Raw genomic sequence first — 24,527 nt, 5'->3', positions numbered from 1 at the left:
CTCCGGCGGCGCCTGTTTTTCGGGGGGTGTCAGGGTGTCAGGAGCAGCGGGTGCCGTTCAGCGTGAAGCCGGTCGGGTTGCCGTTCGAGCCGCTCCAGGTGCCCTGGAAGCCGAACGAGACGTTGCCGCCGGCCGGGATCGAGCCGTTGTACGACAGGTTCTTCGCGGTCACCGATGATCCGCTCTGGGTGATGTCGGCGCTCCAGTAGCTGGTGATCTTCTGGCCGTTCGGGAAGGAGAAGCCGACGTTCCAGCCGTTCACCGGGCTCGAGGAGGTGTTGGTGACGGTGACGTTGCCGGTGAAGCCGCCCTGCCACTCGTTCTTGCTGTAGCTCACCCGGCAGGCGCCGCCGCCGTTGCCGGGGGTCGGGCTGACGGTGGGCGTCGGCGAGGGGCTCTGGACCACGCCGCCGATGCTGTAGGAGAAGTTGTTCACCGCGAGGCCGGTGCCGCCGATCCAGGGCTCGAATCCCGCCTGGACGCTGGTGAGGTACCACGACCGCTGGGCGTAGCCGCGGTTCACCGCGTCGTCGTAGAACGAGCGGACGGCGAAGCTGATCGAGTTCGTCGGCGAGGTGCGGACGTAGGAGATGACGTTCCAGCCGATGTTGCCCTCCCAGACGTCCCAGGTGCCTCCGGCGATGTTCGCCGTGCCCACCCGGGAGCCCACGGGCTGCACCGAGCCGGTGTGGTTGAGCCACACCATGATCTCGGCACCGGTGTTCTGGCCGTCCTTGCGAGGCGTCGGGTCGAACCAGATGTCGTACGCCGCGTCGTAGACCCCCGAGCCCGGGTAGCTCATGCTGACGCTGGTCTGCACCGTGTTGAACTGGCTGTTGCTCGCCTGGAGGGGCAGGCCGCTGCCGCTGGAGCAGTTGGCGTAGTGGCAGCCGGCGTAGATGGCCGGGTACGCCGCCGGGGTGCCGCCCGTGTTGTTGTGCCCCGCCTGCGTCACCGTGAAGCCGGTGTTCGTGACGTTGATGCACTGCGGGGCGCTGCTCCCCCACACGTTGTTCATGACGACGTACTTGCCGCCCTGAATGGTGGTGCTGCCGTACTTCTCGCAGATCGTCGTGTCCGCGTGCGCCGCCTGACCGACGACGAGCGACGCGGCGACCGAGCCGAGCATGACGAGGCTCGCCGTGATCATTCGCATCTTCATGTCCCGGACCATAGACATCGGGGCAAGGCGGGCGATATGGACCGATTTGATCGACAACTTGGCCGAAACCCCGACCAGCGACAATGCCCTTACGGAAAGTGAAACTTTCAGTTACACGCGCTGTCCGGCTCCCGGACACCGGCGTGTGCCGCCCTCCGCCGGGGAGTATGGCGGATGGAGGAGGTGGGGGCGATGTCCGTCACGGTCCGCCGCGTGTACGAGGATCCCGCGCCCGGGGACGGCACACGGGTGCTGGTCGATAGGGTGTGGCCGCGCGGCCTCACCAAGGAGGCCGCCCACCTGGACGAATGGCTCAAGGACGTCGCGCCGTCCGGCGCGCTGCGCACCTGGTACGGCCACGTCCCCGAGAGGTTCGCCGAGTTCCGCAGCCGCTACCTCGCCGAGCTGGACGATCCCGAGCGGCAGGCCGCCCTCGACCGGCTGCGCCGGCTGACGGAGAGCGGCCCGCTGACCCTGCTCACCGCGACCAGGGACGTCGAGCACAGCCAGGCCGCCGTCCTCGCCGAGGTCCTGTCCGGCCGCCCGTTGCAGTGATCCGCAAGCTGGCTCCCATTCGGTCCGGAGACCATGAGCGCCTCCGATCACAGAAGGGGTGCCAGACGACCTGTGACGACCGCGGAGGGCGGCATAACGGGTGTGCCGCCCTCCGCCGCGGGCTCGCTCAGTGGACTTCGCGGGTCCGGCGGCCTCCGGTGAGGTTGAGCCGGACCATCGCCGGGAGGCGGCGCAGGCCGAGTGTGGTGCGCAGGTCCGGGACGGCCTCGTCGTGCAACCGGGTGACCAGTGCCCCGAGGTCGGCCGGCTCCACGGCGGAGACGCCGAGGTCGAGATGCGGATCGTCGGACGACCCGCGCAGCACGGCGTGCGCCCGGCGCACCTCCGGATAAGCGCTGACCTGCTCGGCCAGGGCCTCGCTCGCGGGATGCGCGTCGACCTCGGTGACCCCGGACGTGCCCGACTCCAGGCGCAGCCGCCGCGGCCGGTCGACCCGCAGCAGCGCCAGCAGCCAGGCCAGCCCGATGAGCCCGATCACGAATCCGATGGCGGCCACGACCGGCCAGAACCACGGCGCCGTCGCCGCGAGGTTCCTCGCCCCTGCGTCCACCACCGGCTCCCGAACGGCGGCGTCGCCGAACGCGCCCAGCGCCCGCGCGAGCGCGAGACCGCCCGCGGCCAGCAGAACCAGGCCGCACAACGCCAGGCCCACCCGGTTGCCCTTGCCCGATCTCGTCTTCACGGTCCTGCCTCCTTCGCCTAGGACGGGCCGTGGACGCGCAGATGCAGCGAGACGTGGTGGGCGGGGGCGAGCCGGGCCAGTTCGTCCTCGACGGCCGCCCGCACGCGCTCCCCGAGCGCTGCCGTGTCGCGCAGGTCCGTCCGGACCGACACGTCCGCGTGCCAGCCGCGCATCCGCGCTCCGGCCTCGCGCACGCCGTCCACCTCGTTCGCCCTGGCTCTCAGCGCCCGCGCCAGCGCGCGGCGCGGCAGGCCGACCGCCAGGTCGGGGTCTCCCGTGCGCAGCGGGATCACCCGTCCCCGGCCGGGGACGGCCGCGATCAGTATCAGCACCAGGCCGATCAGGGCCAGCGCGGAGGCCACCGCGAGGACCCGGCCGTCGTCCCAGGCCGTGGTGCTCGCCCACCGGGCCCACTGGTCGTACGGCACGAGCTTGACGGGTAGCCCCAGCAGCGCGGAGACCACGTGGACGGCGGTGAGACCTCCGATCCCGAGCAGCGCCAGCGCGGCGACCGCGGCCGGCAGCGCCCGGCTGGGCCGGAAGGCCCGGCGGGCTCCCCCGTCTTCGAACCCCCGCATCGGCACGAAGCGCGGCGCGCTTTCCGACAGGCCTTGGCCTTCGCTCATCGCCACCCCTCCGATCGGGACTTCACACGGGCCTTCACGGGCTTGCGCCCGGACTTCCGCTCGGACTTCCGCTCGGGCACGAGCTCCACGACCTCGATGTCCACGTTCTCCACGGCGATGCCGGTCAGCTCACGCAGCCGCCGCCGGACGTGCTCGCGGATCTTCGCGGCCAGCCGCGGCACCGGCGCCGGATAACGCACGGCCAGATCGCAGTGGACCGCCGCGACCGCCCCGGACACCGACGCCGACACGTGGGGCGGGCCTGTCACGTGCTCGTCCTCGCTCGCGAGTTTCTCGGCCATCCTCGCGAAGGCGCGGTCCGAGATCGTCGTCGTCCCGTGCGCCGCGGGCTCGCTCATTGCCGTCTGGGGTGCATCTGCGGCAGGTGCACGCCGCCTTCGAGCACCAGGCCGACGAGGAACCCGACGACGCCGAGGACCAGGACGATGATGAACGCGCTGAGGCCGCCGAAGGCCCCGACCACCCCCAGCACCGTGCCGAACAGTAGCCCCGCGAGGCCCCAGAGCGGATAGCCTTCCATGATCATCCCTTCCTTCCACCGTCGTCTGTGACCACGTCGGCGATCGTCACGTCCACCCTGCGGCCGGCCGCCAGGTCGCCGATCGCGTCGCGGACCAGCTCGGCGACCTCCGGCAACGGTCTGCCGTACCGGGCGACGATCTCGACCTCGATCGCGTCGTCCCGTATGGCGACGCCGGGGACGAGGCCACCGGGCAGGTGCGTCGCGACCACGCCGAACGGTCCTCGGGACAGGGCGGCGACGTCGGGACACGACAGCACACGGTCCGCGATACGGCGGGCGGAGACCGCATGTTCCGCTTCCTCCACTCCGGCGTGGCCCTGCCGCACCATTCCGGCGTCCCGCTCCGGGGGCGGGCCTTCCGGGGAGCCGCGCCCGGCCTGCCCGGGCGTCGGGACCCGCCGGCGGCCGGATTCCGCCCCCGCGCTCTCCGGAACGGCGCTCATTGGACCCGCGGCTCCCCGTCCGCGGGCGCCTGCGGCTCCTGCTGCCTCGGCAGGTGGACGTCGTCGACCGCGATGTTGACCTCGGTGACCTCCAGCCCGCACATGCGCTCCACCGCGCGGATCACGTGGCTGCGCACCGCCTGCGCGAGGTCGGGGATCGCGACGCCGTACTCGACGATGAGGTGGATGTCCACGGCGGCCTGTCGCTCGCCGACCTCGACCGACATGCCCCGGGTGACGCCGTCCTCCCCGCCGAGCGCACCTCTGATCACGCCGAACGCGCGGGCCGTGCCGGTGCCGAAGTCGTGGACTCCGTCGATCTCGCGGGCCGCCATGCCGGCGATCTTGGCGACCACCTCGTCGGAGATCGTCGTGCGGCCCCGCTCCGTCACCAGGCTGGAACCGCCCTGCGTTCCGAGGGACCGTCCGGGTGCATGCTCGACGGTCGCGGTCGACGTTCTGGTCTCGGTCATGTGACTCCCCCGCTTCACGCGCGCGGTAGGTACTGCTTACCGCCGATACACGCCCGTGATACCCGGTTTGCACACAGTAATCATCCGAGGTGGGGCGAGGTTGGGTCATCGAAAGCCCTCCAACACGCCAAGACGGGCGAGCCCGGCGGGGGCCATAACGGACAGCACTAAGAAAGGGATCAAGTCCGACCAAAACTGCCCGGTATGTACGAGATCGAGTTTTTATGTCCCCGTCTAGGGCATTCATACCGTTCAGTCGGATCGCAGCGCCGTACGGCGAGACGGGCGGATGGCCGGAACGGCGCTTCGGGGGGCGGCCAGTAGGAGGCGCGATCATGAAAGACGGACTGAAGGTGGCCCTGGCTGTCATCGCGGGCTATTACCTCGGCCGGCACCACAAGCTGCGCCTGGCGCTGGTGCTCGCGCTGGCCATCCTCGCCGCCCGGCTCAAGGGAGAGGGAGCCGCGGGAGCGCTCCTCGAACAGGTACCCAAGATCCTCGGCGGCGCCGCCCCCGACCTTGGCAAGATCACCGAGCGCGTACGCGGCGACCTGCTGGACATCGGCAAGGCGGCCGCCATGCGCGCCACCAGCCGCCAGATCGACAGCCTGAGCGACAAGCTGCACGAGCGCGCCGAGGCGCTCCGGCAGCCCAAGGGCCGGGGCCGGGCCGCCGAGGAAGAGGAAGAGGAAGAGGAGAAGGGACGTCCGGAGGAGGGCCGTCGCCGGGTGCCCCGCCGCCGCCCGCAGCAGCGCGAGCCTGAGCCCGAAGAGGCCTACGAGGAGGAAGAGGAGTACGAGGAGGAGCCGTACGAGGAGGAGGCGGAGGAGCCCGAACCCGAGGAGCGGCGCCGGCCCCGGATCCGTCCCACCCGTCCCGTGCTGCGGAGGAGGTGAGACCGATGACCGAACAGACGCGGGAACGGGCCCAGACGGACCAGACGGAACGGACACAGGGCAAACGAGGGCCGGACGAGGGGGCGCTGCCCACGCAACGGCTCGGGCAGGAGTTCCAAAACCTCGCCACCGCCGTGGCCGAGCGCGCGTTGTCCCGGGTCGCCGAGAAGATCGACGGTCTGGCCGGCCGTCTCACCGACTACGTGGAGCACGGCGGCTCCGGGCTGCTCAGCGCGCTCACGGGGAAAGAGGGCGGCGGACGCGAGGCACTCGGCGGGCTGCTCGGCGGCCTCACCCGTGGCAGGGACGCCCGGGACCTGCTCAAGTCGGCGGCCGACCGGCTCGGCGCGACAGGCGGAGGCGGCCTGCTCGGCGCTCTCACCAGCGCTCTCACCGAGGACGGCGGAGGCGGCCACCCCGTGCGCGCGGCCCTCATGGCGTACGGCAAGGAGAAGATCAAGGGCCTGTTCGGCAGGGGCGGCGGGGGCAAGGGTCGCAAGGGCAAGAAACTCAAGCTCACCAACATCGTCGAGTCGCTCGACATCGGCGCGCCGATCCGCCTGGTCTACAACCAGTGGACGCAGTTCGAAGACTTCCCGAGCTTCATGAAGAAGGTCGAGATGGTCGAGCAGAAGTCCGACGAGAAGCTCGGATGGAAGGCCCAGATCTGGTGGTCCCACCGCACGTGGGAGTCGACCATCATCGAGCAGGTCCCCGACAGCAGGATCATCTGGCGGTCGCAGGGGCCGAAGGGCTGGCCGGACGGCTCGGTGACCTTCCACGCGGTCACGCCCGAGATGACCCGGGTCCTGCTCGTCATCGAGTATCACCCGCAGGGGTTGTTCGAACACATCGGCAACCTCTGGCGGGCCCAGGGCCGCCGGGTCCGGCTCGAGTTCAAGCACTTCAGACGGCACGTCATGACCCACGCCCTGCTGCGTCCCGACGAGATCGAGGGCTGGCGGGGCGAGATCCGCGACAGCAAGGTCGTCAAGGACCACGAGACGGCGCTGCGCGAGGAGCGTGAACGCGAGGGCCGCGAGCGGGGCGAGGAGGCCCCCGAAGAGGCCGAGGAAGAGGCTCCCGAGGAGCGAGAGGAAGCCGAGGAAGGCGAGGAGCCCGAGGAGTTCGAGGAGGAGCCGTACGAAGAGGAGGAGGAAGAGGAAGAAGAGGAGCCCGAGCGGGCGCGCAGGCCCGCCTACGCGGGCGCCAAGGCGGGCGGACGCACCAGGCCGCCGGCCACCCGCGAGCGCGGGGACGAGCCCGAGGAGCGCGGCTCGCGGGCACCCGCCAGGCGGCGCGGGGAGGAGGCCGAGCGGGGCGAAGGCGAACAGCCCCGGAGGGGCGAGCAGGCCCGCAGGGGCGAGCAGGCCGAGGAGACGGGCGAGGGCGAGGAGCGGCCGCCGCGCCGCCGTCCCCTGGTCCGGCGCCGCCGTCCCCCCGAATAGCGCAGCGAACGCGGAACAGCAGGCGGCGGGCGGAGCGAGTGATCGGAAACACGACATGGAATCGAGGAGGGGAAGCGCATGACGGTAGCCGTTCCACCGGCGGGTGGCGGCGGATTGCCGGGCCGGTCGTCGGGATCGGGCCTGGCCGACGTCATTGACACGATCCTGGACAAGGGCCTCGTGATCGACGCCTACGTACGGGTCTCACTGGTCGGCATCGAGATCCTGACCATCGACGTGCGTGTCGTCGTCGCGAGCGTCGACACCTATCTCCGATTCGCCGAGGCGGTGAACCGGCTGGACCTGGCGTCGCAGCAGCAGGGGCTGCCCGACCTCCTGTCGAGTGCGCCCCAGAGCATCGCCCGCGGCAAGTCCAAGGGCGTGGCCCAGGGTGTGATCGAGGCGGCCGGAGAGAAGCTGCAGGACCTCTTGGCGAACTACGCGGAGGAGGAACCCGCCCCGCGTACCCGCCGGCGTCGAAGGGAGGAGGACTGAGATGACGGGCTCCACGAGGCAGTCCGGGGCGGGCGACCGGGCCGAGGCCCCGCAGCGCAACACCGCGTGCTACGTCTACGGCATCCTCCCCGAGGACGTCGAGATCAGCGAGGACGCCGTCGGGGTGGGCGATCCTCCCGGCCCGATCAGGATCATCAGGCATGGTGAGATCGCCGCTCTGGTGAGCGACGTCGACGTGGACCGCCCCCTCGGCCGCGCCCAGGACCTGGTGGCCCACGAGCAGCTGCTCGACGAGGCCGCGGCCGAGGTCCCCGTGCTCCCCCTGCGGTTCGGCGCCGTGATGACCACGCCGGAAGCGGTCGTGGAGGAGCTGCTGGCCCCGCACCACGACTCGTTCGCGGCAGCGCTGAAGCAGATCGAAGGCCGGGCCCAGTTCGTCCTCAAGGCGCGGTACGCCGAGCAGCCGGTGCTGGTCGAGGTGCTGACGGAGAACGCCGAGGCCAGGCAGCTGCGCGACCGGATCAGGCAGTTGCCGGAAGAGGTGACGCGCAACGAACGGATCCGCCTCGGCGAGCTGATCACGCAGATCATCGCCGCGAAACGCGAGGCCGACACCCGGGCGGTCGTCGAACGCTTCGAGCCCTGCACCGTCGGTGCGGTGGTCCGGGACCCCAGCCACGAGCGGGACGCCGCGCACGTCGCGTTCCTCGTGGAGAACGACCGCCAGGCCGACTTCGAACGCGTCGTCGGGGAGCTGCGCTCCGAGTGGGGAGACCGGGTCGAGGTCCGGTTGCTCGGGCCGATGGCACCGTACGACTTCGTCACCACCTGACTCATGAGGGGAGGCCGCCGTGGGACTGATCAGCATGCTGTTCACCTGGCCGCTCGCCCCGGTCCACGGCGTCATCCGGCTGGGCGAGCTGATCCAGCAGCAGGTCGAGCATGAGCTGAGGGATCCGGCGGCGGTCCGGCGGCGGCTGGAGGCCATCGAGGAGGCCAGACGCTCGGGCCAGATCTCCGAAGAGGAGGAGGCCCAGGCCGTGGAAGAGATCCTCAGGCTCATGAGCGGCCCGCGGAGAGGGTGATCGTCCCATGCCTCCCCGGCGGAGAGTCCGTTACGACGAGGACACCGCGCCGTACGGGCGGCGGGCCTCCTCGGGCATGCCCGTCGAGGAGGACGGGCCGTACGACGAGTCCGAGGAAGACGAGGACGAGCGCAGAGATGAGCGCAGAGATGAGCGCGGTGCCGAGCCGCGCCGGCGCCGGGCCGCGTTGAACGCGGTGTCCGCCGGACGGCTCGGCCTGCGCTACATCGCGGATCTGACCTCCAAGGACACGGAGGGGGTCACGTCGGTGGAGCCCGTGGAGAACGGCTGGCTGGTGGACGTCGAGGTCGTGGAGGACCGCAGGATCCCGTCCACCAGCGACATGCTGTCGGTCTACGAGTGCATGGTGGACGACGAGGGAAACCTCATGTCCTACCGGCGCACCCGGACCTATCGGCGCGGCGCGGGCGCCTACGGCGGTGGGCTATGACCGATCCCCGCTCGCGTCCCATCCTGCGCGAGTCGTCGTACGCGCCGCCGACCGTGATGGGCCGGGAGTCGACCAACCTGGGCGACATCCTGGAACGCGTGCTCGACCGGGGCATCGTGATCGCCGGCGACATCCGGGTGAACCTGCTGGAGATCGAGCTGCTGACCATCAAGCTGCGACTGGTCATCGCCTCGGTCGACACCGCACGGGAGATCGGCATCGACTGGTGGGAGCGCGACCCGTGGCTCAGCGGCAGGGACCGCGAACTGGTCGAGGAGAACCGCCGGCTCCGCGAGCGGCTGAGCGCGGTCGAGGAGCGCCTGCTCGCCTGGGAGGAGCGGACGGAACTCGAACCGGGCGAGCGCGCGCACGAGCGCGCGGGAGAACGCAAGGGAGAACGCGCGGAAGGACGCGCGGAAGAACGCACGGGTGAGCGGCGGGGCGACCGCCAAGCCGAGGCCCGCACCCGGCGGCTCGGCCGCCTCGGCCGAACGGAGCCCGGCCGTGAGTGAGAACCTCGGCCGGGGGGTCTACCTGTACGCGGTGACGTCCGGCGGGGAGCCCCCCCGCGACCTGCGCGGCGTCATGGACGGCCCGGTGCGGACCGTGTCCTGCGGCGGGCTCGTGGCCCACGTCAGCGACGTGCCCCTCGACCGGTTCGGCGAGGAACCGTTGCGCCGCTCGCTGGAGGACCTCGATTGGGTGGAGGGAGTCGCCCGCGCCCACCACCGGGTCGTCGAGGCGCTGGCGGCCGCCGGGCCGACCGCCCCCGTGCGCCTCGTGACCGTCTACACCGGCGAGGAGCAGGTCCGCGACCTCCTCGACCGGCGGCACGACGACTTCGCGGAGATCCTGTCGCATGTCGCGGGACGGCGGGAGTGGGGCGTCAAGGCCTACCTGCGCCGGGACACACCACCCCCCTCTCCCGCGCCCGCGGCCGCCGCCGCGGCCGCGGCCGGTGGCGACAGCCCCGGCATGGCCTACCTGCGCCGGAAGAAGGAGAGCCTGCGCGGCAGGGAGGACCTGTGGCGCGCGGCGGCCGAGCGGGCCGAGCTCCTGCACGCCGAGCTGGGACAGGTCGCCGTGGCGAGCCGCCGCCACCGCCCGCAGGACCCCCAGTTGTCCGGTCGGAGCGAGTCGATGGTGCTCAACGGCGCCTACCTGGTGGATCCGGCCCGCGAGGAGGAGTTCGCGGCGGTGCTCGGCGGCTTCCGCGACCGGTTCCTGGACGTCGAGCTCACGGGCCCGTGGGCGCCCTACTCCTTCACCTCGATCGACCTCGGGGCGGGCCGTGCCGGGGGCGTGCGATGACGCCCGGCGGGACCCCGGCGTACCTGCCGGAGCGGCCGCGGGGCGCCGCCCTCGCCGCCGAGGGGCGCCTGCCGCCCGAGCGTGTGGCGCTCGTCGACCTGCTCGACCGGCTGCTCGCGGGCGGCGTGGTGATCACCGGCGACATCGTGCTGTCGATCGCCGACATCGACCTCGTCCGTATCTCCCTGCGGGCGCTGCTCGGCTCCGTACGCGGCACCGAGCCGTTCGACCCGCTCGGTGAGCCGCACACGGGGGCGGACGACCTCGGCGGCAGGAGGGAGATCGAGGATGAGCGGTGGTGAGGCCGGGAGCGCTCCGTGGGGCACCGGGGCTGGACCGTGGCGGATGGGTGTGGAGACCGAGGCTGGCGGCGCGGATCGGTGGGAGCAGGACCAGTGGGAGCAGGGCCGGCGTGAGCGGGACGCGGAAGCCGGGAGGGGCAGCCCCTGGCGGCTGAACACCGACCCGGAGGCGGTGCGGCGCGACCTGAGCCGTCTCGTGCTGACACTCGTCGAGCTGGTGCGCCAGCTCGTGGAACGGCAGGCCATCCGGCGGATGGACCAGGGCGACCTGTCCGACGAGCAGGTCGAGACACTCGGCCTGACGCTGATGCGCCTGGAGGAGGCCATGACCGAGTTGTGCGAGCGGTTCGACCTCTCACCCTCCGACCTCAACCTCGACCTGGGACCCCTCGGCACGCTGCTGCCCACCGACGGGCCCTGAGCGCGGGCGTGTGTACGGCCAGGTCGCAGGGGTAGGCGGAGGGGGGCGATCGGGGCCGGAAGGAGATGTCAGGGGTGTCGTCGGCCGGGACGAGGTCCGGGCGCTGCTGGAGTCGCCGTCGCCCGACGCGACCTTGGTACTGGTGGGCGGGCGGTGTGAGGTCGTGCCGGAGCCGCGCGCCGAGGGCCTCGTGATCGCCGGCAGGCGCGACCTGGAGAGCCTGCTGGGAGACGGCCCGGTGGACGACCGGCGGCTCGGCGAGCTCGCGGACCGGCTCGACACGGTCGCCCGCGACCTGGGGGCGTGACGGGCCGACCGGCAGCCCCATGGCGCGTGCCGGTCGTGTTGGGGGGAACGCATGGGGGAGTTCGATGCGTCCGCGTACGGGCGGACGATCGCCGACATCTACGACGAGATGGTGGAGCACCTGCCCGCCGGTCCGGCGGTCGAGCGCGTCTTCCGGCTGGCCGAGGGAGGGCCCGTCCTGGAGTTCGGGATCGGCACCGGCAGGCTGGCGCTCCCTCTCGCCGCCCGCGGCCTGGCCGTGGCGGGTGTCGACGGGTCGCCCGACATGGTGGCGGTCCTTCGCGGCAAACCCGGCGGTGACCGCATTCCTGTCACAGTGGGCGACTTCTCCAAGGTGCGGGTCGAGGGGCGTTTCGCGCTCGTCCTGCTGGCCGTCAACACCGTCTTCGCGCTGCCCTCCCAGGACGCCCAGGTGCGGTGCTTCCACAACGCGGCGGCCCATCTGCGGCCCGGGGGGCGCTTCGTGATCGAGGCGTGGGTGCCGGACCCCGCGGCCTTCCGCGACCGGACGGCACTGCGGCTGCTGTCGCTCGGCGAGGACGAGGTCGTCGTCGAGGCCGCCCGGCTGAGCCCGGCCGAGCAGTTCATGCACACGACGAAACTGCGGATGACCGCGGACGGCCTGCGGTTGCTGCCGGCCAACCACCGCTACGCCTGGCCGTGCGAGCTGGACCTCATGGCCCGCCTCGCGGGGATGGCGCGGGAGCACCGCTGGGCCGACTGGTCCGGCGCCCCTTTCACGGACGACAGCCGCGCCCACGTGTCCGTCTACCGCCTGCTGGAGAGCTGATGCAGTTACCCGCGCCCAGAGGCCCGCTCACCGACCGGCTCTTCGCGGAGCTGGCCCGGCCGCCTCACGCTTTCGGCCCGCCCCCCGCCGATCCGTACGGCGACCCGCGCGGCGGCTCATGCGGCGACTCGTGCGGCGACGAGGACGCCCAGCTCGCGCTGTTCGTCTGTTACGAGCTGCACTACCAGGGCTTCGACGGCGTCGACGACCGCTGGGAGTGGAACCCGTCGGTGCTGGCCCTGCGGGAGCGCCTGGAGACGTGGTTCGAGGGGTGGCTGGCCGGGCGCGTGTCCCGCCCGCCCGCTCCGCCGCCGCGGGAGGTGCCCCGGGCCCTGGCGGCGCTGGTGGCGGCCGACGACGGTCCCTCCCTGTCGGCGTACCTGCGTGGGAGGGGCGACGCCGCGCAGTTCCGCGAGTTCGTGGTCCACCGGTCGATCTACCAGCTCAAGGAGGCCGACCCCCACACGTGGGGCATCCCGCGCCTGCTCGGGCGGCCGAAGGCCGCGCTTGTGGAGATCCAGTCCGACGAGTACGGCGGGGGCAGGCCGGAGCGCATGCACGCCGAGCTGTTCCGCGCGACCATGCGGAGCCTCGGCCTCGACGACTCCTACGGCGCCTACCTGGGCAGCGTCCCCGGCGTGACGCTCGCGATCAGCAACGTCATGTCGCTGTTCGGGCTGCACCGCCACCACCGGGGCGCGCTCCTCGGGCACCTCGCGGCGTTCGAGATGACCTCGTCGCTCCCCAACCGCCGCTACAGCCAGGGCCTGCGGCGGCTGGGCGGCGACGCCGGCGCGCGCCGCTACTACGACGAGCACGTGCAGGCCGACGCCGTACACGAGCAGATCGCCGCGCACGACATGTGCGGCGCGTTCGCCGCGGAACACCCCGGCCTGACCGGCGACATCCTGTACGGTGCCGCCTGCGCGCTGACCCTCGACCGGCTCTTCGCGGAGCATCTGCTGGGCCGCTGGCAGGAGGGGCGCAGCTCCCTGTGGGAGGCGGAGTGGCGGGCCGACGCCGAGGTGACGATGCGATGACCACGCGCGGCCGCCGCCCGCCCGAGCCGGGCCCCGTCACAGAGTCGCGCCCCGTCACAGATTCCGGCTCCGTCACAGAGCCGGGCCCTGTCACAACGGAGATCGACTACGTGCTGCCGCTGCGCTGGCACGACGACGCCGGGCTGGCGGAGCTGACCGGCTACCTGCGCGGCCTGTCCCGGCACGCCCGGATCGTGGTGGTCGACGGCTCGCCGTCGCCGCTGTTCGAAGGGCACGCGCGCCTGTGGCGCGGCATCGCCGAGCACGTGCGGCCCGACGACGACCTGACGGTCGCGAACGGCAAGGTGGCGGGCGTGCTCACCGGCATGCGCCGCGCCCGGAGCGAGCACGTTGTCATCGCCGACGACGACGTGCGTTACGACGCGGGCGCGCTCGCCCGGGTCCACGCCCTGCTCGACCACGCCGACCTCGTCCGCCCGCAGAACCACTTCCGCCCGCTCCCCTGGCACGCCCGCTGGGACAGCGCCCGCACCCTGCTCAATCGCGGCCTCGGGGCGGATTATCCGGGGACCTTCGGCGTACGCCGCTCGACGTTCCAGAAGATGGGCGGCTACGACGGTGACGTGCTGTTCGAGAACCTGGAACTCATCCGCACGGTCCGTGCCCACGGCGGCCGGGAGGTCCGCCCGCTCGACCTGTACGTGCGACGCCTGCCGCCCGACGCCCGCCGGTTCTGGTCCCAGCGGGTCCGGCAGGCGTACGACGACCTGGCGCAGCCCGCACGGATGGCGGTCTTCCTCGCCGTCCTCCCCTGTGTGGGCGCGGCTCTGTGGCGACGGCGGCCGGAGTTGATCGCGGCGAGCGCGGTGGCGGCGGTCGGCCTGGCGGAGATCGGACGCCGCCGCGCCGGAGGCCGCCGGGTCTTCCCCGCCACGGCCAGCCTGTTCGCGCCGGTCTGGGTGCTCGAACGCGCCACCTGCAGCTGGGCGGCTCTGGCCGCCAGGTTCGCGCTCGGCGGCGTGCCGTACGCGGGGCGGCGCCTGCGGGTCGCCGCGCACTCGACGCGCCGGCTCCGCCGCCGGGCACTCTAGGCGTCCGCCCCTTCGGATCGGGCTTTGCCGGACGGCGGCCGGGCTTCGTCAGCCGGTCGGGTCGGGCTCGCTCGTCGCGCGGAAGCCGCCCGCCTTGTGAGAGCCGTCGCAGAACGGCTTGGTCGAGGACCGGCCGCAGCGGCACAGCGCCACCGTGGTCCTGCCCGGATCGATGCGCCGCCCGTCCTGCGTCACAAGCGTGAACGGCCCGCGCACCAGCAGCGGGCCGTCCTCGCAGGGCGTCACCGTGACCGCCGTCACCGTGGCCGGGTCCTCCGCCATGTGCTCCATGCGGTGCAGCCTGCCCGGGACGGTGACGGCATAACACGTGGTCAGCGGCGCACGGTCAGTCCCATCTCGCGCAGTGGGCGGAGGGGCTGAAGGCCCAGCACCCGGCCCGGCCGGCGTCCGGTTCCTCCGCCGCGAGTGCGAACCCGGCGAACGGCGCGCTGAACGCGCCGGGGACGCCCGACGGGCTGGGCACGCCCGACTTCACGCTCGGCGGGGCGAAGGCCCACCGCGGCGTCGCCGTGCCGCCCGTCTGCCCGCCGCCCGAGAACTCGTGGGAGTGCCCGGACGTACGGCTCCGCCAGGGCGCCAGGCTCCAGCAGCCGTCCGTGCCGTCGTCCCCGCATCGATCATGCGCCTGGGCGACCAGCGGCGGCAGCGGCAGATATCCCGGGATCGCGATCGGCGCGGTCGGCGGCTGCCCGCCCGCGGGAGGCGGCACCGCCGCGGACCGGCCGGTGAGCGAGGGCGCGGGAATCCCCCACGCCGGGCTGTCCGAGGACGTCGGCACGGCCGTGGGAACCGCGGGAACCGTGGGCGTCGCGGGCGGAAGGGCCGTCCGTGTCGGCGCCGCCGTATCGCCGGCCTGCGGGACGGCGGGCGGAGTGGCGGCGGGCGGAGTGGCGGCGGGAAGCGCGGTCGAGGTGACGGTCGCGCTCGGCTTGGGCTCCGGAGCCTGCTGCTGCGTCGGCTTGTCCGTCGGCTTCGGCTTGTCGGCCGGCTTCGAGGTGGGCTTGTCCGTCGGCTTCGGCTTGTCCGTCGGCTTCGAGGTGGGCTTGTCGGTCGGCTTCGGCTTGTCGGTCGGCTTGTCGGTCGGTCCAGCGGTGGCCGTGGAGCCAGGGTTGGGCGAGACACCCACCGAGACGGTCGCGAGGGGGCTGGCCTGCGGTATCGGGGTCGTGGTGGGCCCACTGCCCGCCTTGGGCGCGGTCGCGATGGGCCCGCTGCTCGCGGTCGGCGCCGGCACCCCCTGGCCTGTCTGGCCGGTCTGGCCGGTCTGGCCGGGAGTCGCGGTGGCACCGCCCGCCGTCGGCGTCGGAGCCGCCGCGCTCGGCCCGCCGTTCGGCTCCGGCTTGCTCAGCCCCATCGGCGCGGACAGTGCCCTCGTCATGGGAGCGCTGCTCGCGGTGGGGACGGGTCCTTGCGGAGCCGACGGCGAGGACACGGGCGGCGTCGCCGTACCACCGGGCGTGTACGGCGACGGAGTGGCCGGAGGCGGGGTGGAGCCTTCGGCGCGGCCGTTGCCGGCGTGGCGCGAGGTGCCGACCGGCCGGTCGGCACTGGTCCACCCGGACCGGTGGCCGTAATGACGGGTCTCACGAGCCGTCCGGTCGCCCGTGGGGCGGTTTCGGCCTTGGCGGTCCTGATCACGGGTCTCGCGCGCCGCCCGGTCGCCCGTAACGGGGCTTCGGCCTTGGCGGTCCTGGTCACGCGACTCGTGGGCCGTCCTGTCGCGGGTGGAGGTGCCGCCCGACCCGGTGTCCGGGGCGTCGCCGGACGAACGGGAGGAAGATCGAGCGGACTCGTGCGACCTCCCCGGCGAGCCGTCGGAGCTACCGGCGGAGTCGCGGGCCGCATCGGACGATCCGCCGGAGGAACCCGAACCGGCCTTGACCGCCGTCCGTCTCTCGGGGGCGGCGTCGCCGGCCGCGCCCCCGGCACCGCGTGATGCGTTCCTGGCACCGTCGGGCCCGTTCGCGGCGTGGCCCGGTGCGATCGTGGTGTCGTCGGGCACGTCGGCGGTGTCCTCGGAGGAGTCGTCGTGCGCCGAGCCGGACGAATCACCCGGATCGCTGGACGAACTCTGCTCCGCACCCGACGCACCGTCGGAACCGCGCGAGGAGCGACGGGAGGCGCCGGAGGAGTCGCGGGCCGCATCGGACGATCCGCCGGAGGAACCCGAGCCGGCCTTGACCGCCGTCCGTCTCTCGGGGGCGGCGTCGTCCGGGGCGATCGCGGCGTCGTCATGCGCGCTGTCACGCACGCCGTCGGAGCCGCCCGACGAGGAATCCGGCGCCGAATCGGACGTCGAATCAGACGAGTACGACGAGGCGTCGCCGGGCTCGTCGGAGGTGGGCGCGGCCGGCGGGGCGGCGCCTTCTATCGGTGGGGGGGCGTCCCGGCCGGGCTCGGCCACGGCGGTCCAGGGCTGCGCGACGACGACGCCGCCGGTCGCGGATACCGCGGCCAGGAGCAGGCCGGAGACCAGGGTGGCGCGCCGGGAGGACATTCGGGGGGTCATTGAGGGGCTCTTCCTCGATCTAGGGAGTGGGCCGGGGACCGATGAGGGACTTCCAGCCCGCCGCGGCGAACTCGGGCGTCCCTGGGAGAGCGGCTGCGGGCACGGACGGAGGCGTCGGGTCGGGGATGTTCACCCAGTCGCCCTTGTCCGCACCGCGCATGTCGGGTTTCCACGCCATCAGCAGGCTCATGGCGTAGGGGCTGGAGTAGACGGGGCCGGTGGCACCGGCGCCCTTGGTCGCCGTCACCTGCACCAGGACGGAGACCTGCACCTGCTCTTCGGAGCGGACCTTCCACTGGACGCCGATCGTCTGCGTCCGCAGGGCCGCCCCGGCGGGGAGTTCGCCTTCGGCGGGAAGGCCGAGGGTCTCCCGCCAGCCGCGTACGGCGTCGCGGGCACCCTCGCGTGCCGCCTCACGCTGGTCCGGCGGGGCGTACAGCGCGGCCGCCTGTTCCGCCTGGCCGACGTCGAGCGTCCAGGCGGCCTCCAGGGCGGCGGCCGCGGCGGACGCCGCCCCGATCTCGGTGTGGGGGAAGCCGACGGGGTAGCCTCCGTCGCCCTCGTGACCGGTGGGCGCCGCCATCGCGACGGACGGCGCGGCGACGCGCGCAGGCCTGGACGGCGCCTCGGCGTGCCGGGTCTGCAGCACGATCACCGCGACGGCGATGACGGTGACGACCCCCGCGACGGCGACGATCAGGTGCCGGGGATCCCACCGTCGCGGCGGTCCCAGGTCCCAGTCGAGCGCCGGATCGGGGATGACCGGTCCCACTACTTGCTCCGGTCCTGCCGCTGCGAGAACGCCTGCCCGGCAGCCGCGGCGAGGCGCAGGTAAGCGCCACGGGTGGTGGGCCGCAGCCGGGCAAGGTCGACCTCCGCGCCCTCCTTGAGATGCGGGTCGAACGGCACCCGCACCACCGTGCGGCAGCGTCCGGCGAAGTGGCGTTCGAGCAGGTCGACGTCCACGTGTGACTTGGGCTCGACCGCGTTCAGCACGACGATGGCGTTTTTGACGAGGTGGCCGTGGCCGTGGGCGGTGAGCCAGTCGAGGGTCGCGGCGGCCGAGCTCGCGCCGTCCACGGCGACCATGGTGACCAGCACGATCTGGTCGGCGAGCTCCAGCGTGGCGCCCATGGCGCCGTGCAGGAGCCCGGTGCCGCAGTCGGTGATGCAGATCGAGTAGTAACGCTCGATCAGATTGGCGACCGTACGGTAGTCCTCGGCGTTGAACGCCTCGCTGACGGCCGGGTCGGTGTCGGAGGCGAGCACCTCCAGCCGGGCGGACGACTGCGAGGTGAACGCGCGGGCGTCGGCGTACCGGACGATGTGCGGCGCCTCGGCCAGCAGGGTCCGGATCGTCGCCGCGGTCTCCGACTTGACCTTGATGCCGAGCGTCCCCCTGTCGGGGTTGGCGTCGATGGCGATCACCCGGTCACCGCGCAGCGAGGCCAGCGTGTTGCCCAGCGCCGCCGTCGTCGTGGTCTTCCCCACCCCGCCTTTCAGGCTCATGACCGCGATCCTGTGGTGACCGCTGGCGACGGGCGTCTGGGCCTGGGCGATCAGCGTGCGCCGTTCCAGCTCCGCCGCCGACTCCGAGGGGATGATCCGGCCGCCGGAGAGCTGGTAGACGAGCCGCCTCCATCCGCCGGTGGGCTCTATACGGCGGTTGGTCAACAGATGTTCTGCCGTGAGAGGCACGCTCTCCGGGAACTGCTCGGCGGGAGTGGGCGCCGAAGTGCGAATCTCGGTCATAAGGGTCCTTTCACCGAGGACGGGAGGAAACGGCGGTGGTCAGCAGGTGCTCCAGCGCACGGTGGCGGTGCCCTTGCCCTTCGGGGCATGCAGTTCGAGCGGCGCCGTCACGGGCGAGGGGACCCCGCACCAGTAGCGGACGCGCAACGCGCGCACGGTGAGCACGTCGGTGTGCCCGGGCTTGAGCGTTCCACTGGACGGCTCGACCACCAGGCCGGGAGCCGATATCCGCCATTTCACGGGTTTTCCGGAGGTCGTCGAGAGAGTGAGGGTCCCCCTCCCGAACGCGTCGAGTGTGACGACGGACGGCGCCTGCACGCCCCAGGCGCCCATCAGGAAGGCGCCGGGAGATGCGGGGGTGTCCGGGGCGGCGCCCTGTCCATCGGGCCGCGTGGCACCCCCGCCTGCGGCGCCCCCGGCCGCGGTGCCCTGTTGCCCGCCAGGCTGCGCGGTGCCCTGCCCACCGGGCTGCGCGGCACCCCCGGCCGCGGTGCTCTGTCCGCCGGACTGCGATGTGCTCTGCCCGCCGGGCTGCGCGGCACCTCCGGCTGTGGCGCCCCCCGCGGCGGTCGCCGTCACCGTGGCCCGCGGCGTGCCCGAGGCCGTACTCGTGGCGCCCTCACCCACCGCCGCACCGCCCGCCGTGGTCCCGCCGGTCGCCGCCCCCTCTGTCGCTACGCCGTCCGCCGCCCGGGGGTTCGCGCCCGTCCCCGTTCCCGGCGGATCGGCGGACGTCTGCGCGGCGCTCGCCTCCAGCGATCCCTTCTGGGACTGGGGGGCAGGAGCGAAGAGGTTGATTCCCGCCACCGTCCCCGCCGCCCCCGCGACGACGACGATGACGATCCGTAAGGCGGTCGCCCGAAGCAGCGTGCCGACCCGGGCCAGGACCTCGACGATCCTGATCTGCGCACCGGCGAGCGGCCTGTGGGTGAGGTCCGCCTCCCCCGCCGTGTCGGCGACATCGGCGGCGTAGGCGGGGGTGGGGGCGGGAACCGCCTCGGCGGCATGCGCCAGGGCCTCCCTCGCCCTGATCTGCGAGAGCAGCGCGTTGTAGAGAGGCGTGTCCTGTCCCGGCGGCAGCGCGCCGCCCTCTACGGAGGCCGGGTGTGCCCCCCGTGCCGCCCCGGTCGGCCCCGCCGACCCGGCAACCGGCCCAACCGGCCCGACTGACCCGGCCGGCCCGGCAGGCCCGGGCGAGCCCGCGCCCGGCGACCCCGGCGACGCGGGTGAGCCGGGTGAGCCGGTGGCCCCACGGGACCCAGGCGATACGGAGGCGCCCGACCCGGGGAACGGGTTGGGCCGTCGCGCGCCGCGTGACTTCAGCGTCCCCGGCGGCCACGGCAGGCTCGGCTGGGTGTCCTCCTGGGAGATGGCCCGCACCGGGCGCTCCGGCAGTTCGGGCCCGGCACCGGCCGCAGCGCCAGCCCCAGCCCCGGCGACAGCGCCAGCCGCAGTGTCGGCCGCGGTGTTCGCCACAGGGTTCGCCACAGGGTTCGCCACAGGGTTCGCCACAGGGTTCGCCACAGGGTTCGCCACAGGGTTCGCCACAGTGTCGGCCGCAGGGCCGGCAGGACGCGGCGCCTCCGGCTGCGCGGGCGGGATCACGTGGCCGGGTCTCGTGACCTCCCTGTCCTCCCTGTGCGCTCTGTCCTCCCTGGACGGCGGGCGGGACTCCTCACGGGACACGGCCGGCGACAGGCCGGAATCGGGCGGCACCAGCGGCGGAGCGGCCGGAGACGACGCGGGGAACGCCGGTGCGGGGATGGCGGGAGCGGGCGCGGTGTCCACGGGAGCGGACAGCGGCATGCCGAACGACGAGGGAGGCCGATGCCCCGTCCGCTCCGCCGGTGCGGGCCTGGCTCTGTTCAGGGCGTCCAGGAGCCGCTGCCTGGTCTCGGGCGTGAGGTCGGCGACCGGAGGACGGGAGAGGATCTGCGGAACGGTGTACCGGATGTTGATGGGCCGCTTGCACACCACGCACGTCACGATGTGCCGGAGCAGCGCCGTACGGGCGGCGCCGAAGTCGGCCGCCTCGCCGTGCTCGTCCGGGAAGACGGCGGCGGCCAGCGGCGCGATCTCCGGGCAGATCGGACGACCCCGGGCGAGGCCGTCCAGCCCGCTCACGAGGATCTCCACCACGTCCTGGGTGCGCGCGATGAGCCTGCCGGCCTCCTTCAGCGGCAGGGCGAGCACGTACACGAGATCCCGAAGCGGGAGTTCGTGGCGGTAGAGCAGGAGCAGCGTCTCCGCGCCCAGGGGGTCCGCCAGGCGCCACGCGCGCCGCACCGCGAGGTGGTCGGGCCCGCCGGGACCGGGTCCGGGCAGGAATCCCCGCCCCGGGCCGGTGGCGACCTCACGGCGCAGCGCGGACAGCAGCCAGGCCCGGTCTGAAACGTTCCCAGGCCGTTCGCGGGCGGCACACGACTCCAGCGCGGCGATCACCGCCGCGAGCATGGGACCGGACTCGAGGTGGCCGGAGGCGTAGTCGACGAGGTGGGCGCCGTGCTCGTCCACCCATGCCATCCCCCGGCCGGGGTCGAGCGTCACATCCCCGGCGGGCGGATTCATGCGCACCGGATCGGGGTGAGGATGACGACGGCGTCATGTTCGGCCAGAGCATCCCTGCGACTTAGGCATCGCACTTGCCTAACAGGAAATCTTGATGCATACCGATACATAGAACGAGATCTTAGACTGACTGCGATGTGTTGGGAAGGAAAAGAACCAGAGAAATCCTGAGTTGAGGATAAGCCGCAAATAACGCCGATATGGTCATCCGAAAGGGGCCCAGTCGCGGCACCGTTATCGTCTCCCGACTTGTCTGGAGAAGTTGCGGATCATACCCGCTTCCACTGCCCCGCCAGCCGGATGACCTGGCCTTTCATTCTGTTTTCACGCACCGAGCACACCCGGCGGTGGACGGGTTTCCGCCCCCGCCTTTCATCCGTCATCCGTTAGCCACATCCGATGTGAATAGCCTTCATATTTCCGGGGAATAACCAGCTTTCCATGCTTTTTCGGCATTACAGCATGCGCACGCTCGGTCTCGGCCTGAAGCAGCCTCCGCCGTACGACGAAACGATCTCCTGATTTACTCGGGAGCCGCAACCGTCGGCGTGATCGACGGCGAAGAGGTACGCGTGGAGACCGTCGTCGTGCTGTTCAACCGGGACCTGCGCATTCATGATCACCCAGCGCTGTCCGAGGCGTGCGCCGTGGCCCGGCACGTCGTTCCGTTGTTCGTGTTCGACCCCGCGATCGGGGCCCGCCACCGCCGTGACTTCCTCCACGCCTCCCTCCACGACCTGCGGTCGTCCCTGCGCGCGCTCGGCGGGGACCTGGTCGTACGGCACGGCGACCCGGTGGCCCACGCCGTACGGGTCGCCGGGGAGGCGGGCGCGTCGGCCATCTGGGCGAGCGAGGACGTCAGCCCGCTGGCGCGGCGGCGGGAGCGGCGCCTGGCGGAGGAGTGCCGGGCCCACCGGCTGGAGTTCCGCCTCTTCCCCGGCGTGACCGTGGTGCCCCCCGGCGCGCTGCGACCCGGCGGCGGGAGCCACTACCGGGTCTTCTCACCCTACTGGCGGGCCTGGTCGGCCCCCGCGAGACGGCCGGTCCTCGGCGCACCCCACCGCCTGTGCCTGCCGCCCGGCGTCGACCCGGGCGTCCTGTCCGAGGCATCCCCGGAGCCGTACGGGATCGTGCGGGGCGGGGAGAGCGAGGCGCGGCGGCGGCTGGAGCGGTGGGTGGGCGACGGCCTGGCCTCCTACGCGGAGACCCGCGACCGGATGGCGGGGCGCACCTCCATGCTCAGCGCCTACCTCCACTTCGGCTGCGTGTCGCCGGCCGAGGTGGTGGACCGCGCCTGCGAACGGCCGGGCGGCGAGGAGTACGTCAGGCAACTGTGCTGGCGCGACTTCCACTACCAGGTCGTCGACGCCTTCCCCGACATGGGCCGGCGCGACTACCGGCCGAGGGACGTGGAGTGGCGGCGCGACGAGGAGACCGAGGCCGCCTGGCGGGAGGGCGCGACCGGGATTCCGATCGTGGACGCGGGCATGCGCCAGCTTCGCGCCGAGGGCTGGATGCACAACCGGGTGCGCCTGATCACCGGCTCCTACCTGACCAAACGGCTGGGGATCGACTGGCGGGCCGGGCTTGAGCACTTCGCCGAGTGGCTGCTCGACGGCGACATGCCGAACAACTGCGGCAACTGGCAGTGGGTCGCGGGGACGGGCAACGACACCCGGCCCTACCGCACGCTCAACCCGCTGCGGCAGGCGAAGAGATTCGACCCGGAAGGGGAGTACGTGCGGCGCTACGTTCCCGAACTCGCGTCGCTGCCCGGCGACCTGGTCCACGAGCCGTGGAGGGTACGCGGCGGGGTGCCGGGTTACCCCTCCTCTCCCCTCGGCGGTGAGCTCAGGGCGTGACGGCCGCTGTGCCCGTCCCGCCAGCGCCTGGGCGGCATTTCCCCACGCGCGCTTGGAGGTCGTCGCCGGGAGCGGGCACCCGCTGCCCGTGGAGGCGCCGGACGCGGTCGCCACGGCGGTGGACCGGTTCATCGCGGCCGTCGCCGAGGGCTGACCGCGCGACCGGCCGCTCAGAAGATCAGAACGAGCTTGCCGGTGGTGTGGCCGGTCTCGATCAGCCGGTGCGCCCGCGCCGCCTCCTCGACCGGGATCGCCTCCTGGATCCGCACCTTCAGGTCGCCCTTCTCGTACAGGGCCGTCAGCCGGGCGAGCCGGTCCGCGGAGCGCTCGGTGCCCAGCCGCTGGACGCCGATCCGCTCGGCGGCGGGCTGGTAGGCGATCGTGCCGGTCCGGGTGCGGTCGGCCACGAGCGCCGCCGAGACCTCCAGCGCCTCCACGGTCCCGGCCGCGTCGAGCGCGGCGTCCACTCCGTCCGGGGCGGCCGCCCGCACCCGCTCGGCCAGCCCGTCGCCGTACGCCACGGGGATCACGCCGAGGTCGCGCAGGTAGGCGTGGTTGCGTTCGCTCGCGGTGCCGATGACCGTCGCCCCGAGCGCGCGGGCGATCTGCACGGCGAACGTGCCGACCCCGCCGGCCGCCGCGTGCACGAGCAGGGTGTCACCGGCGCCGACGCGCAGCTTCCCCAGCGCGGTGTCGGCGGTCTGCCCCGACGCCGACAGCACCCCGGCCTCCGGCCACGGCATCGACGCGGGCTTCGCGACCACCTGGCCGGCCGGGACGACGACGTGCTCGGCGTACGACGCGAGCATCGCCCAGCCGACGACCTCGTCGCCCGCGGCCACGCCGGTGACGCCCTCCCCCACGGCGTCGACCACACCCGCGAACTCGTTGCCCAGCCGCTGGGGGAACGTCGCGGGCACGTAGGCGTGGGCGCCCCCGCTCCGGAACAGCGCGTCGAACGGCTGCACGCCCGCCGCCCGCACCCGGACCCTGATCGCGCCCGGCCCCGGCTCGTCCGGCTCCGTCTCGGCGACCTCGAGCACCTCCGGGCCGCCGTAGGCGGAGAACACGACCGTCCTGCTCATGAGTCTCTCCTCGTCATCGCGGCCAGCTGGCCGACGACCCACTCGCGGTACTCCTTCGACAGCGGATCGACGCCGACGATCCCCTCCACCATCCGGGGCAACGCGATGGGCGCGAAGGCCAGCGCGTAGGCGACCAGCAGGACGAACTCGGCGTCCAGCTCACCGGTGATCTCGCCGTCCTCCTGGCGCCGGCGGGTCCGCTCCACGGCCTGGCGCAGCCGGGCCCGCTGCGCCGCCGCCCATTCGTCGTCGCCGGCGGCGGCCGGGCTGTCCCCCAGCGCCTGCCAGACCACGAGCCGGGACCAGTCCGGGTTGTCCAGCGTCGCGTCGAGGTGGGCCGCCACGCTCTGCGCGTACGTCGCGCCGGGCGGCGTCACGCTCTCCTGCGCCCGCGCCCACCTGCGCCGCAGTTCCTCGACGAGCCCCTGCTTGCCGCCGAAATAGTACGAGATGAGCTGCTGGTTGACCCCCGCTCGCGCCGCGATGGCGGCCGTACGGGCTCCGGCGTATCCCTTCGCGCCGAACTCCTCGACCGCCGCGTCGAGGATCCGCTCGCGGGTCCGTTCGGCCGCCTTCCCGCGCTCCTGTGGCGCGCGCCGTGGTGTTGAAGCCATGCGTCGCACCCTAGCCAATCATGTAGTTGAATGACAAACGTCAATCAACCAC

General features: G+C 72.9%; 30 protein-coding genes. 16 read left to right on the top strand and 14 right to left on the bottom strand.

Annotation, left to right across the window (positions count from 1 at the left end):
• Window positions 1-37 precede the first annotated feature (37 nt).
• Window positions 38-1,162, bottom strand: coding sequence for a GH12 family glycosyl hydrolase domain-containing protein (locus FLW16_RS16360; protein WP_221891117.1), 1,125 nt, complete (start codon window positions 1,160-1,162; stop codon window positions 38-40).
• A gap of 192 nt (window positions 1,163-1,354) precedes the next feature.
• On the opposite strand from FLW16_RS16360, the gene FLW16_RS16355 reads away from it, so the two are divergent.
• The gene (locus FLW16_RS16355; protein WP_142560909.1) at window positions 1,355-1,717 is read left to right on the top strand and encodes a DUF488 domain-containing protein; all 363 of its coding nucleotides are present in this window, start codon (window positions 1,355-1,357) and stop codon (window positions 1,715-1,717) included.
• A gap of 127 nt (window positions 1,718-1,844) precedes the next feature.
• Here FLW16_RS16355 and FLW16_RS16350 read toward each other — a convergent pair whose 3' ends face one another.
• The 6 genes from FLW16_RS16350 to FLW16_RS16325 are packed head-to-tail and all read right to left on the bottom strand — an operon-like array spanning window position 1,845 to window position 4,506.
• Window positions 1,845-2,420: an alkaline shock response membrane anchor protein AmaP gene (locus FLW16_RS16350; protein ID WP_142560908.1), complete on the bottom strand. Its 576-nt coding sequence runs from the start codon at window positions 2,418-2,420 to the stop codon at window positions 1,845-1,847.
• A 17-nt stretch (window positions 2,421-2,437) separates the two neighbouring features.
• Window positions 2,438-3,046, bottom strand: coding sequence for a DUF6286 domain-containing protein (locus tag FLW16_RS16345; RefSeq protein WP_142560906.1), 609 nt, complete (start codon window positions 3,044-3,046; stop codon window positions 2,438-2,440).
• Window positions 3,043-3,405 carry an Asp23/Gls24 family envelope stress response protein gene (locus tag FLW16_RS16340; protein WP_142560904.1) on the bottom strand — a complete coding sequence of 121 codons (363 nt, stop codon included), beginning with the start codon at window positions 3,403-3,405 and terminating at the stop codon, window positions 3,043-3,045. Before FLW16_RS16340 ends, FLW16_RS16345 begins: the two co-directional genes overlap by 4 nt.
• Window positions 3,402-3,587, bottom strand: a complete 186-nt coding sequence (locus FLW16_RS16335; RefSeq protein WP_142560902.1) for a hypothetical protein — start codon at window positions 3,585-3,587, stop codon at window positions 3,402-3,404. The genes FLW16_RS16340 and FLW16_RS16335 overlap by 4 nt, the downstream gene beginning before the upstream one ends.
• 2 nt (window positions 3,588-3,589) lie before the next feature.
• On the bottom strand, window positions 3,590-4,033 hold the full coding sequence (locus tag FLW16_RS16330) for an Asp23/Gls24 family envelope stress response protein (RefSeq protein WP_260615321.1): 444 nt from the start codon (window positions 4,031-4,033) through the stop codon (window positions 3,590-3,592).
• Window positions 4,030-4,506 carry an Asp23/Gls24 family envelope stress response protein gene (locus FLW16_RS16325; RefSeq protein WP_142560900.1) on the bottom strand — a complete coding sequence of 159 codons (477 nt, stop codon included), beginning with the start codon at window positions 4,504-4,506 and terminating at the stop codon, window positions 4,030-4,032. The genes FLW16_RS16330 and FLW16_RS16325 overlap by 4 nt, the downstream gene beginning before the upstream one ends.
• Window positions 4,507-4,841: 335 nt before the next feature.
• On the opposite strand from FLW16_RS16325, the gene FLW16_RS16320 reads away from it, so the two are divergent.
• From FLW16_RS16320 to FLW16_RS16260, 14 genes are all read left to right on the top strand, one after another.
• Window positions 4,842-5,402 carry a hypothetical protein gene (locus FLW16_RS16320; RefSeq protein ID WP_142560898.1) on the top strand — a complete coding sequence of 187 codons (561 nt, stop codon included), beginning with the start codon at window positions 4,842-4,844 and terminating at the stop codon, window positions 5,400-5,402.
• Window positions 5,403-5,407: 5 nt separating this feature from the next.
• Entirely contained in the window at window positions 5,408-6,850 is a 1,443-nt protein-coding gene (locus tag FLW16_RS16315; protein ID WP_142560897.1) for an SRPBCC family protein, read from the top strand.
• 78 nt (window positions 6,851-6,928) lie between these two features.
• On the top strand, window positions 6,929-7,345 hold the full coding sequence (gene gvpJ, locus FLW16_RS16310) for a gas vesicle protein GvpJ (protein WP_139577517.1): 417 nt from the start codon (window positions 6,929-6,931) through the stop codon (window positions 7,343-7,345).
• 1 nt (window position 7,346) lies between these two features.
• On the top strand, window positions 7,347-8,138 hold the full coding sequence (locus FLW16_RS16305; RefSeq protein ID WP_142560896.1) for a GvpL/GvpF family gas vesicle protein: 792 nt from the start codon (window positions 7,347-7,349) through the stop codon (window positions 8,136-8,138).
• Between the two features lie 19 nt (window positions 8,139-8,157).
• Entirely contained in the window at window positions 8,158-8,391 is a 234-nt protein-coding gene (locus FLW16_RS16300; RefSeq protein WP_142560895.1) for a gas vesicle protein GvpG, read from the top strand.
• A gap of 7 nt (window positions 8,392-8,398) precedes the next feature.
• Window positions 8,399-8,842: a gas vesicle protein GvpO gene (gvpO, locus tag FLW16_RS16295; protein ID WP_142560893.1), complete on the top strand. Its 444-nt coding sequence runs from the start codon at window positions 8,399-8,401 to the stop codon at window positions 8,840-8,842.
• Complete coding sequence (locus tag FLW16_RS45210) at window positions 8,839-9,354, top strand: gas vesicle protein (RefSeq protein WP_142560891.1); 516 nt, start codon at window positions 8,839-8,841, stop codon at window positions 9,352-9,354. Before gvpO ends, FLW16_RS45210 begins: the two co-directional genes overlap by 4 nt.
• Window positions 9,347-10,153: a GvpL/GvpF family gas vesicle protein gene (locus FLW16_RS16285; RefSeq protein WP_260615319.1), complete on the top strand. Its 807-nt coding sequence runs from the start codon at window positions 9,347-9,349 to the stop codon at window positions 10,151-10,153. The genes FLW16_RS45210 and FLW16_RS16285 overlap by 8 nt, the downstream gene beginning before the upstream one ends.
• Window positions 10,150-10,455 (top strand): gas vesicle protein, encoded by a 306-nt coding sequence (locus FLW16_RS16280; RefSeq protein WP_142560890.1) that lies wholly within the window; start codon window positions 10,150-10,152, stop codon window positions 10,453-10,455. The genes FLW16_RS16285 and FLW16_RS16280 overlap by 4 nt, the downstream gene beginning before the upstream one ends.
• A complete protein-coding gene (locus tag FLW16_RS16275; RefSeq protein WP_260615318.1) occupies window positions 10,442-10,876 on the top strand; it encodes a gas vesicle protein K in 435 nt (144 codons plus the stop codon). The genes FLW16_RS16280 and FLW16_RS16275 overlap by 14 nt, the downstream gene beginning before the upstream one ends.
• Window positions 10,877-11,039: 163 nt before the next feature.
• Complete coding sequence (locus FLW16_RS43700; protein WP_185949444.1) at window positions 11,040-11,183, top strand: hypothetical protein; 144 nt, start codon at window positions 11,040-11,042, stop codon at window positions 11,181-11,183.
• A gap of 51 nt (window positions 11,184-11,234) precedes the next feature.
• On the top strand, window positions 11,235-11,972 hold the full coding sequence (locus FLW16_RS16270; protein ID WP_142560889.1) for a class I SAM-dependent methyltransferase: 738 nt from the start codon (window positions 11,235-11,237) through the stop codon (window positions 11,970-11,972).
• Complete coding sequence (locus tag FLW16_RS16265) at window positions 11,972-13,012, top strand: iron-containing redox enzyme family protein (RefSeq protein WP_142560887.1); 1,041 nt, start codon at window positions 11,972-11,974, stop codon at window positions 13,010-13,012. Before FLW16_RS16270 ends, FLW16_RS16265 begins: the two co-directional genes overlap by 1 nt.
• On the top strand, window positions 13,009-14,064 hold the full coding sequence (locus tag FLW16_RS16260; protein WP_142560885.1) for a glycosyltransferase family 2 protein: 1,056 nt from the start codon (window positions 13,009-13,011) through the stop codon (window positions 14,062-14,064). The genes FLW16_RS16265 and FLW16_RS16260 overlap by 4 nt, the downstream gene beginning before the upstream one ends.
• Window positions 14,065-14,112: 48 nt before the next feature.
• Here the strand turns inward: FLW16_RS16260 and FLW16_RS16255 are convergent, their stop codons facing one another.
• Genes FLW16_RS16255 through FLW16_RS16235 form a run of 5 tightly spaced genes read right to left on the bottom strand, consistent with a single transcriptional unit; the run spans window position 14,113 to window position 20,920 of the window.
• Window positions 14,113-14,355: a CDGSH iron-sulfur domain-containing protein gene (locus tag FLW16_RS16255; protein WP_260615316.1), complete on the bottom strand. Its 243-nt coding sequence runs from the start codon at window positions 14,353-14,355 to the stop codon at window positions 14,113-14,115.
• 55 nt (window positions 14,356-14,410) lie between these two features.
• The gene (locus FLW16_RS16250; protein ID WP_142560883.1) at window positions 14,411-16,594 is read right to left on the bottom strand and encodes a hypothetical protein; all 2,184 of its coding nucleotides are present in this window, start codon (window positions 16,592-16,594) and stop codon (window positions 14,411-14,413) included.
• 19 nt (window positions 16,595-16,613) lie between these two features.
• Complete coding sequence (locus tag FLW16_RS16245) at window positions 16,614-17,366, bottom strand: hypothetical protein (protein WP_142560881.1); 753 nt, start codon at window positions 17,364-17,366, stop codon at window positions 16,614-16,616.
• On the bottom strand, window positions 17,366-18,346 hold the full coding sequence (locus tag FLW16_RS16240) for a MinD/ParA family protein (RefSeq protein WP_142560880.1): 981 nt from the start codon (window positions 18,344-18,346) through the stop codon (window positions 17,366-17,368). The genes FLW16_RS16245 and FLW16_RS16240 overlap by 1 nt, the downstream gene beginning before the upstream one ends.
• Window positions 18,347-18,385: 39 nt before the next feature.
• Complete coding sequence (locus FLW16_RS16235; RefSeq protein WP_185949443.1) at window positions 18,386-20,920, bottom strand: hypothetical protein; 2,535 nt, start codon at window positions 20,918-20,920, stop codon at window positions 18,386-18,388.
• Window positions 20,921-21,462: 542 nt separating this feature from the next.
• Here FLW16_RS16235 and FLW16_RS16230 point away from each other — a divergent pair.
• Window positions 21,463-22,776 (top strand): deoxyribodipyrimidine photo-lyase, encoded by a 1,314-nt coding sequence (locus FLW16_RS16230; protein ID WP_260615314.1) that lies wholly within the window; start codon window positions 21,463-21,465, stop codon window positions 22,774-22,776.
• 170 nt (window positions 22,777-22,946) lie between these two features.
• Here FLW16_RS16230 and FLW16_RS16225 read toward each other — a convergent pair whose 3' ends face one another.
• Together FLW16_RS16225 and FLW16_RS16220 are read right to left on the bottom strand one after the other, a co-directional pair.
• A complete protein-coding gene (locus tag FLW16_RS16225) occupies window positions 22,947-23,861 on the bottom strand; it encodes an NADP-dependent oxidoreductase (protein ID WP_142560875.1) in 915 nt (304 codons plus the stop codon).
• Window positions 23,858-24,475, bottom strand: coding sequence for a TetR/AcrR family transcriptional regulator (locus FLW16_RS16220; protein ID WP_142560873.1), 618 nt, complete (start codon window positions 24,473-24,475; stop codon window positions 23,858-23,860). Before FLW16_RS16220 ends, FLW16_RS16225 begins: the two co-directional genes overlap by 4 nt.
• Window positions 24,476-24,527: the final 52 nt, after the last annotated feature.

It is taken from the genome of Microbispora sp. KK1-11 (assembly GCF_006874435.1).
GTDB lineage: Bacteria > Actinomycetota > Actinomycetes > Streptosporangiales > Streptosporangiaceae > Microbispora > Microbispora catharanthi.
This window is presented reverse-complemented; position numbering and strand designations above follow the sequence as displayed.

Excerpts from the sequence above, each read along its gene's own strand:
- FLW16_RS16360 (WP_221891117.1), bottom strand. The coding sequence starts at position 1,162 with ATGAAGATGCGAATGATCACGGCGAGCCTCGTCATGCTCGGCTCGGTC.
- FLW16_RS16355 (WP_142560909.1), top strand. The coding sequence starts at position 1,355 with ATGTCCGTCACGGTCCGCCGCGTGTACGAGGATCCCGCGCCCGGGGAC.
- FLW16_RS16345 (WP_142560906.1), bottom strand. The coding sequence starts at position 3,046 with ATGAGCGAAGGCCAAGGCCTGTCGGAAAGCGCGCCGCGCTTCGTGCCG.
- FLW16_RS16340 (WP_142560904.1), bottom strand. The coding sequence starts at position 3,405 with ATGAGCGAGCCCGCGGCGCACGGGACGACGACGATCTCGGACCGCGCC.
- FLW16_RS16335 (WP_142560902.1), bottom strand. The coding sequence starts at position 3,587 with ATGGAAGGCTATCCGCTCTGGGGCCTCGCGGGGCTACTGTTCGGCACG.
- FLW16_RS16330 (WP_260615321.1), bottom strand. The coding sequence starts at position 4,033 with ATGAGCGCCGTTCCGGAGAGCGCGGGGGCGGAATCCGGCCGCCGGCGG.
- FLW16_RS16325 (WP_142560900.1), bottom strand. The coding sequence starts at position 4,506 with ATGACCGAGACCAGAACGTCGACCGCGACCGTCGAGCATGCACCCGGA.
- FLW16_RS16320 (WP_142560898.1), top strand. The coding sequence starts at position 4,842 with ATGAAAGACGGACTGAAGGTGGCCCTGGCTGTCATCGCGGGCTATTAC.
- FLW16_RS16315 (WP_142560897.1), top strand. The coding sequence starts at position 5,408 with ATGACCGAACAGACGCGGGAACGGGCCCAGACGGACCAGACGGAACGG.
- gvpJ (WP_139577517.1), top strand. The coding sequence starts at position 6,929 with ATGACGGTAGCCGTTCCACCGGCGGGTGGCGGCGGATTGCCGGGCCGG.
- FLW16_RS16305 (WP_142560896.1), top strand. The coding sequence starts at position 7,347 with ATGACGGGCTCCACGAGGCAGTCCGGGGCGGGCGACCGGGCCGAGGCC.
- gvpO (WP_142560893.1), top strand. The coding sequence starts at position 8,399 with ATGCCTCCCCGGCGGAGAGTCCGTTACGACGAGGACACCGCGCCGTAC.
- FLW16_RS45210 (WP_142560891.1), top strand. The coding sequence starts at position 8,839 with ATGACCGATCCCCGCTCGCGTCCCATCCTGCGCGAGTCGTCGTACGCG.
- FLW16_RS16280 (WP_142560890.1), top strand. The coding sequence starts at position 10,150 with ATGACGCCCGGCGGGACCCCGGCGTACCTGCCGGAGCGGCCGCGGGGC.
- FLW16_RS16275 (WP_260615318.1), top strand. The coding sequence starts at position 10,442 with ATGAGCGGTGGTGAGGCCGGGAGCGCTCCGTGGGGCACCGGGGCTGGA.
- FLW16_RS16270 (WP_142560889.1), top strand. The coding sequence starts at position 11,235 with ATGGGGGAGTTCGATGCGTCCGCGTACGGGCGGACGATCGCCGACATC.
- FLW16_RS16265 (WP_142560887.1), top strand. The coding sequence starts at position 11,972 with ATGCAGTTACCCGCGCCCAGAGGCCCGCTCACCGACCGGCTCTTCGCG.
- FLW16_RS16260 (WP_142560885.1), top strand. The coding sequence starts at position 13,009 with ATGACCACGCGCGGCCGCCGCCCGCCCGAGCCGGGCCCCGTCACAGAG.
- FLW16_RS16255 (WP_260615316.1), bottom strand. The coding sequence starts at position 14,355 with ATGGAGCACATGGCGGAGGACCCGGCCACGGTGACGGCGGTCACGGTG.
- FLW16_RS16250 (WP_142560883.1), bottom strand. The coding sequence starts at position 16,594 with ATGACCCCCCGAATGTCCTCCCGGCGCGCCACCCTGGTCTCCGGCCTG.
- FLW16_RS16240 (WP_142560880.1), bottom strand. The coding sequence starts at position 18,346 with ATGACCGAGATTCGCACTTCGGCGCCCACTCCCGCCGAGCAGTTCCCG.
- FLW16_RS16225 (WP_142560875.1), bottom strand. The coding sequence starts at position 23,861 with ATGAGCAGGACGGTCGTGTTCTCCGCCTACGGCGGCCCGGAGGTGCTC.
- FLW16_RS16220 (WP_142560873.1), bottom strand. The coding sequence starts at position 24,475 with ATGGCTTCAACACCACGGCGCGCGCCACAGGAGCGCGGGAAGGCGGCC.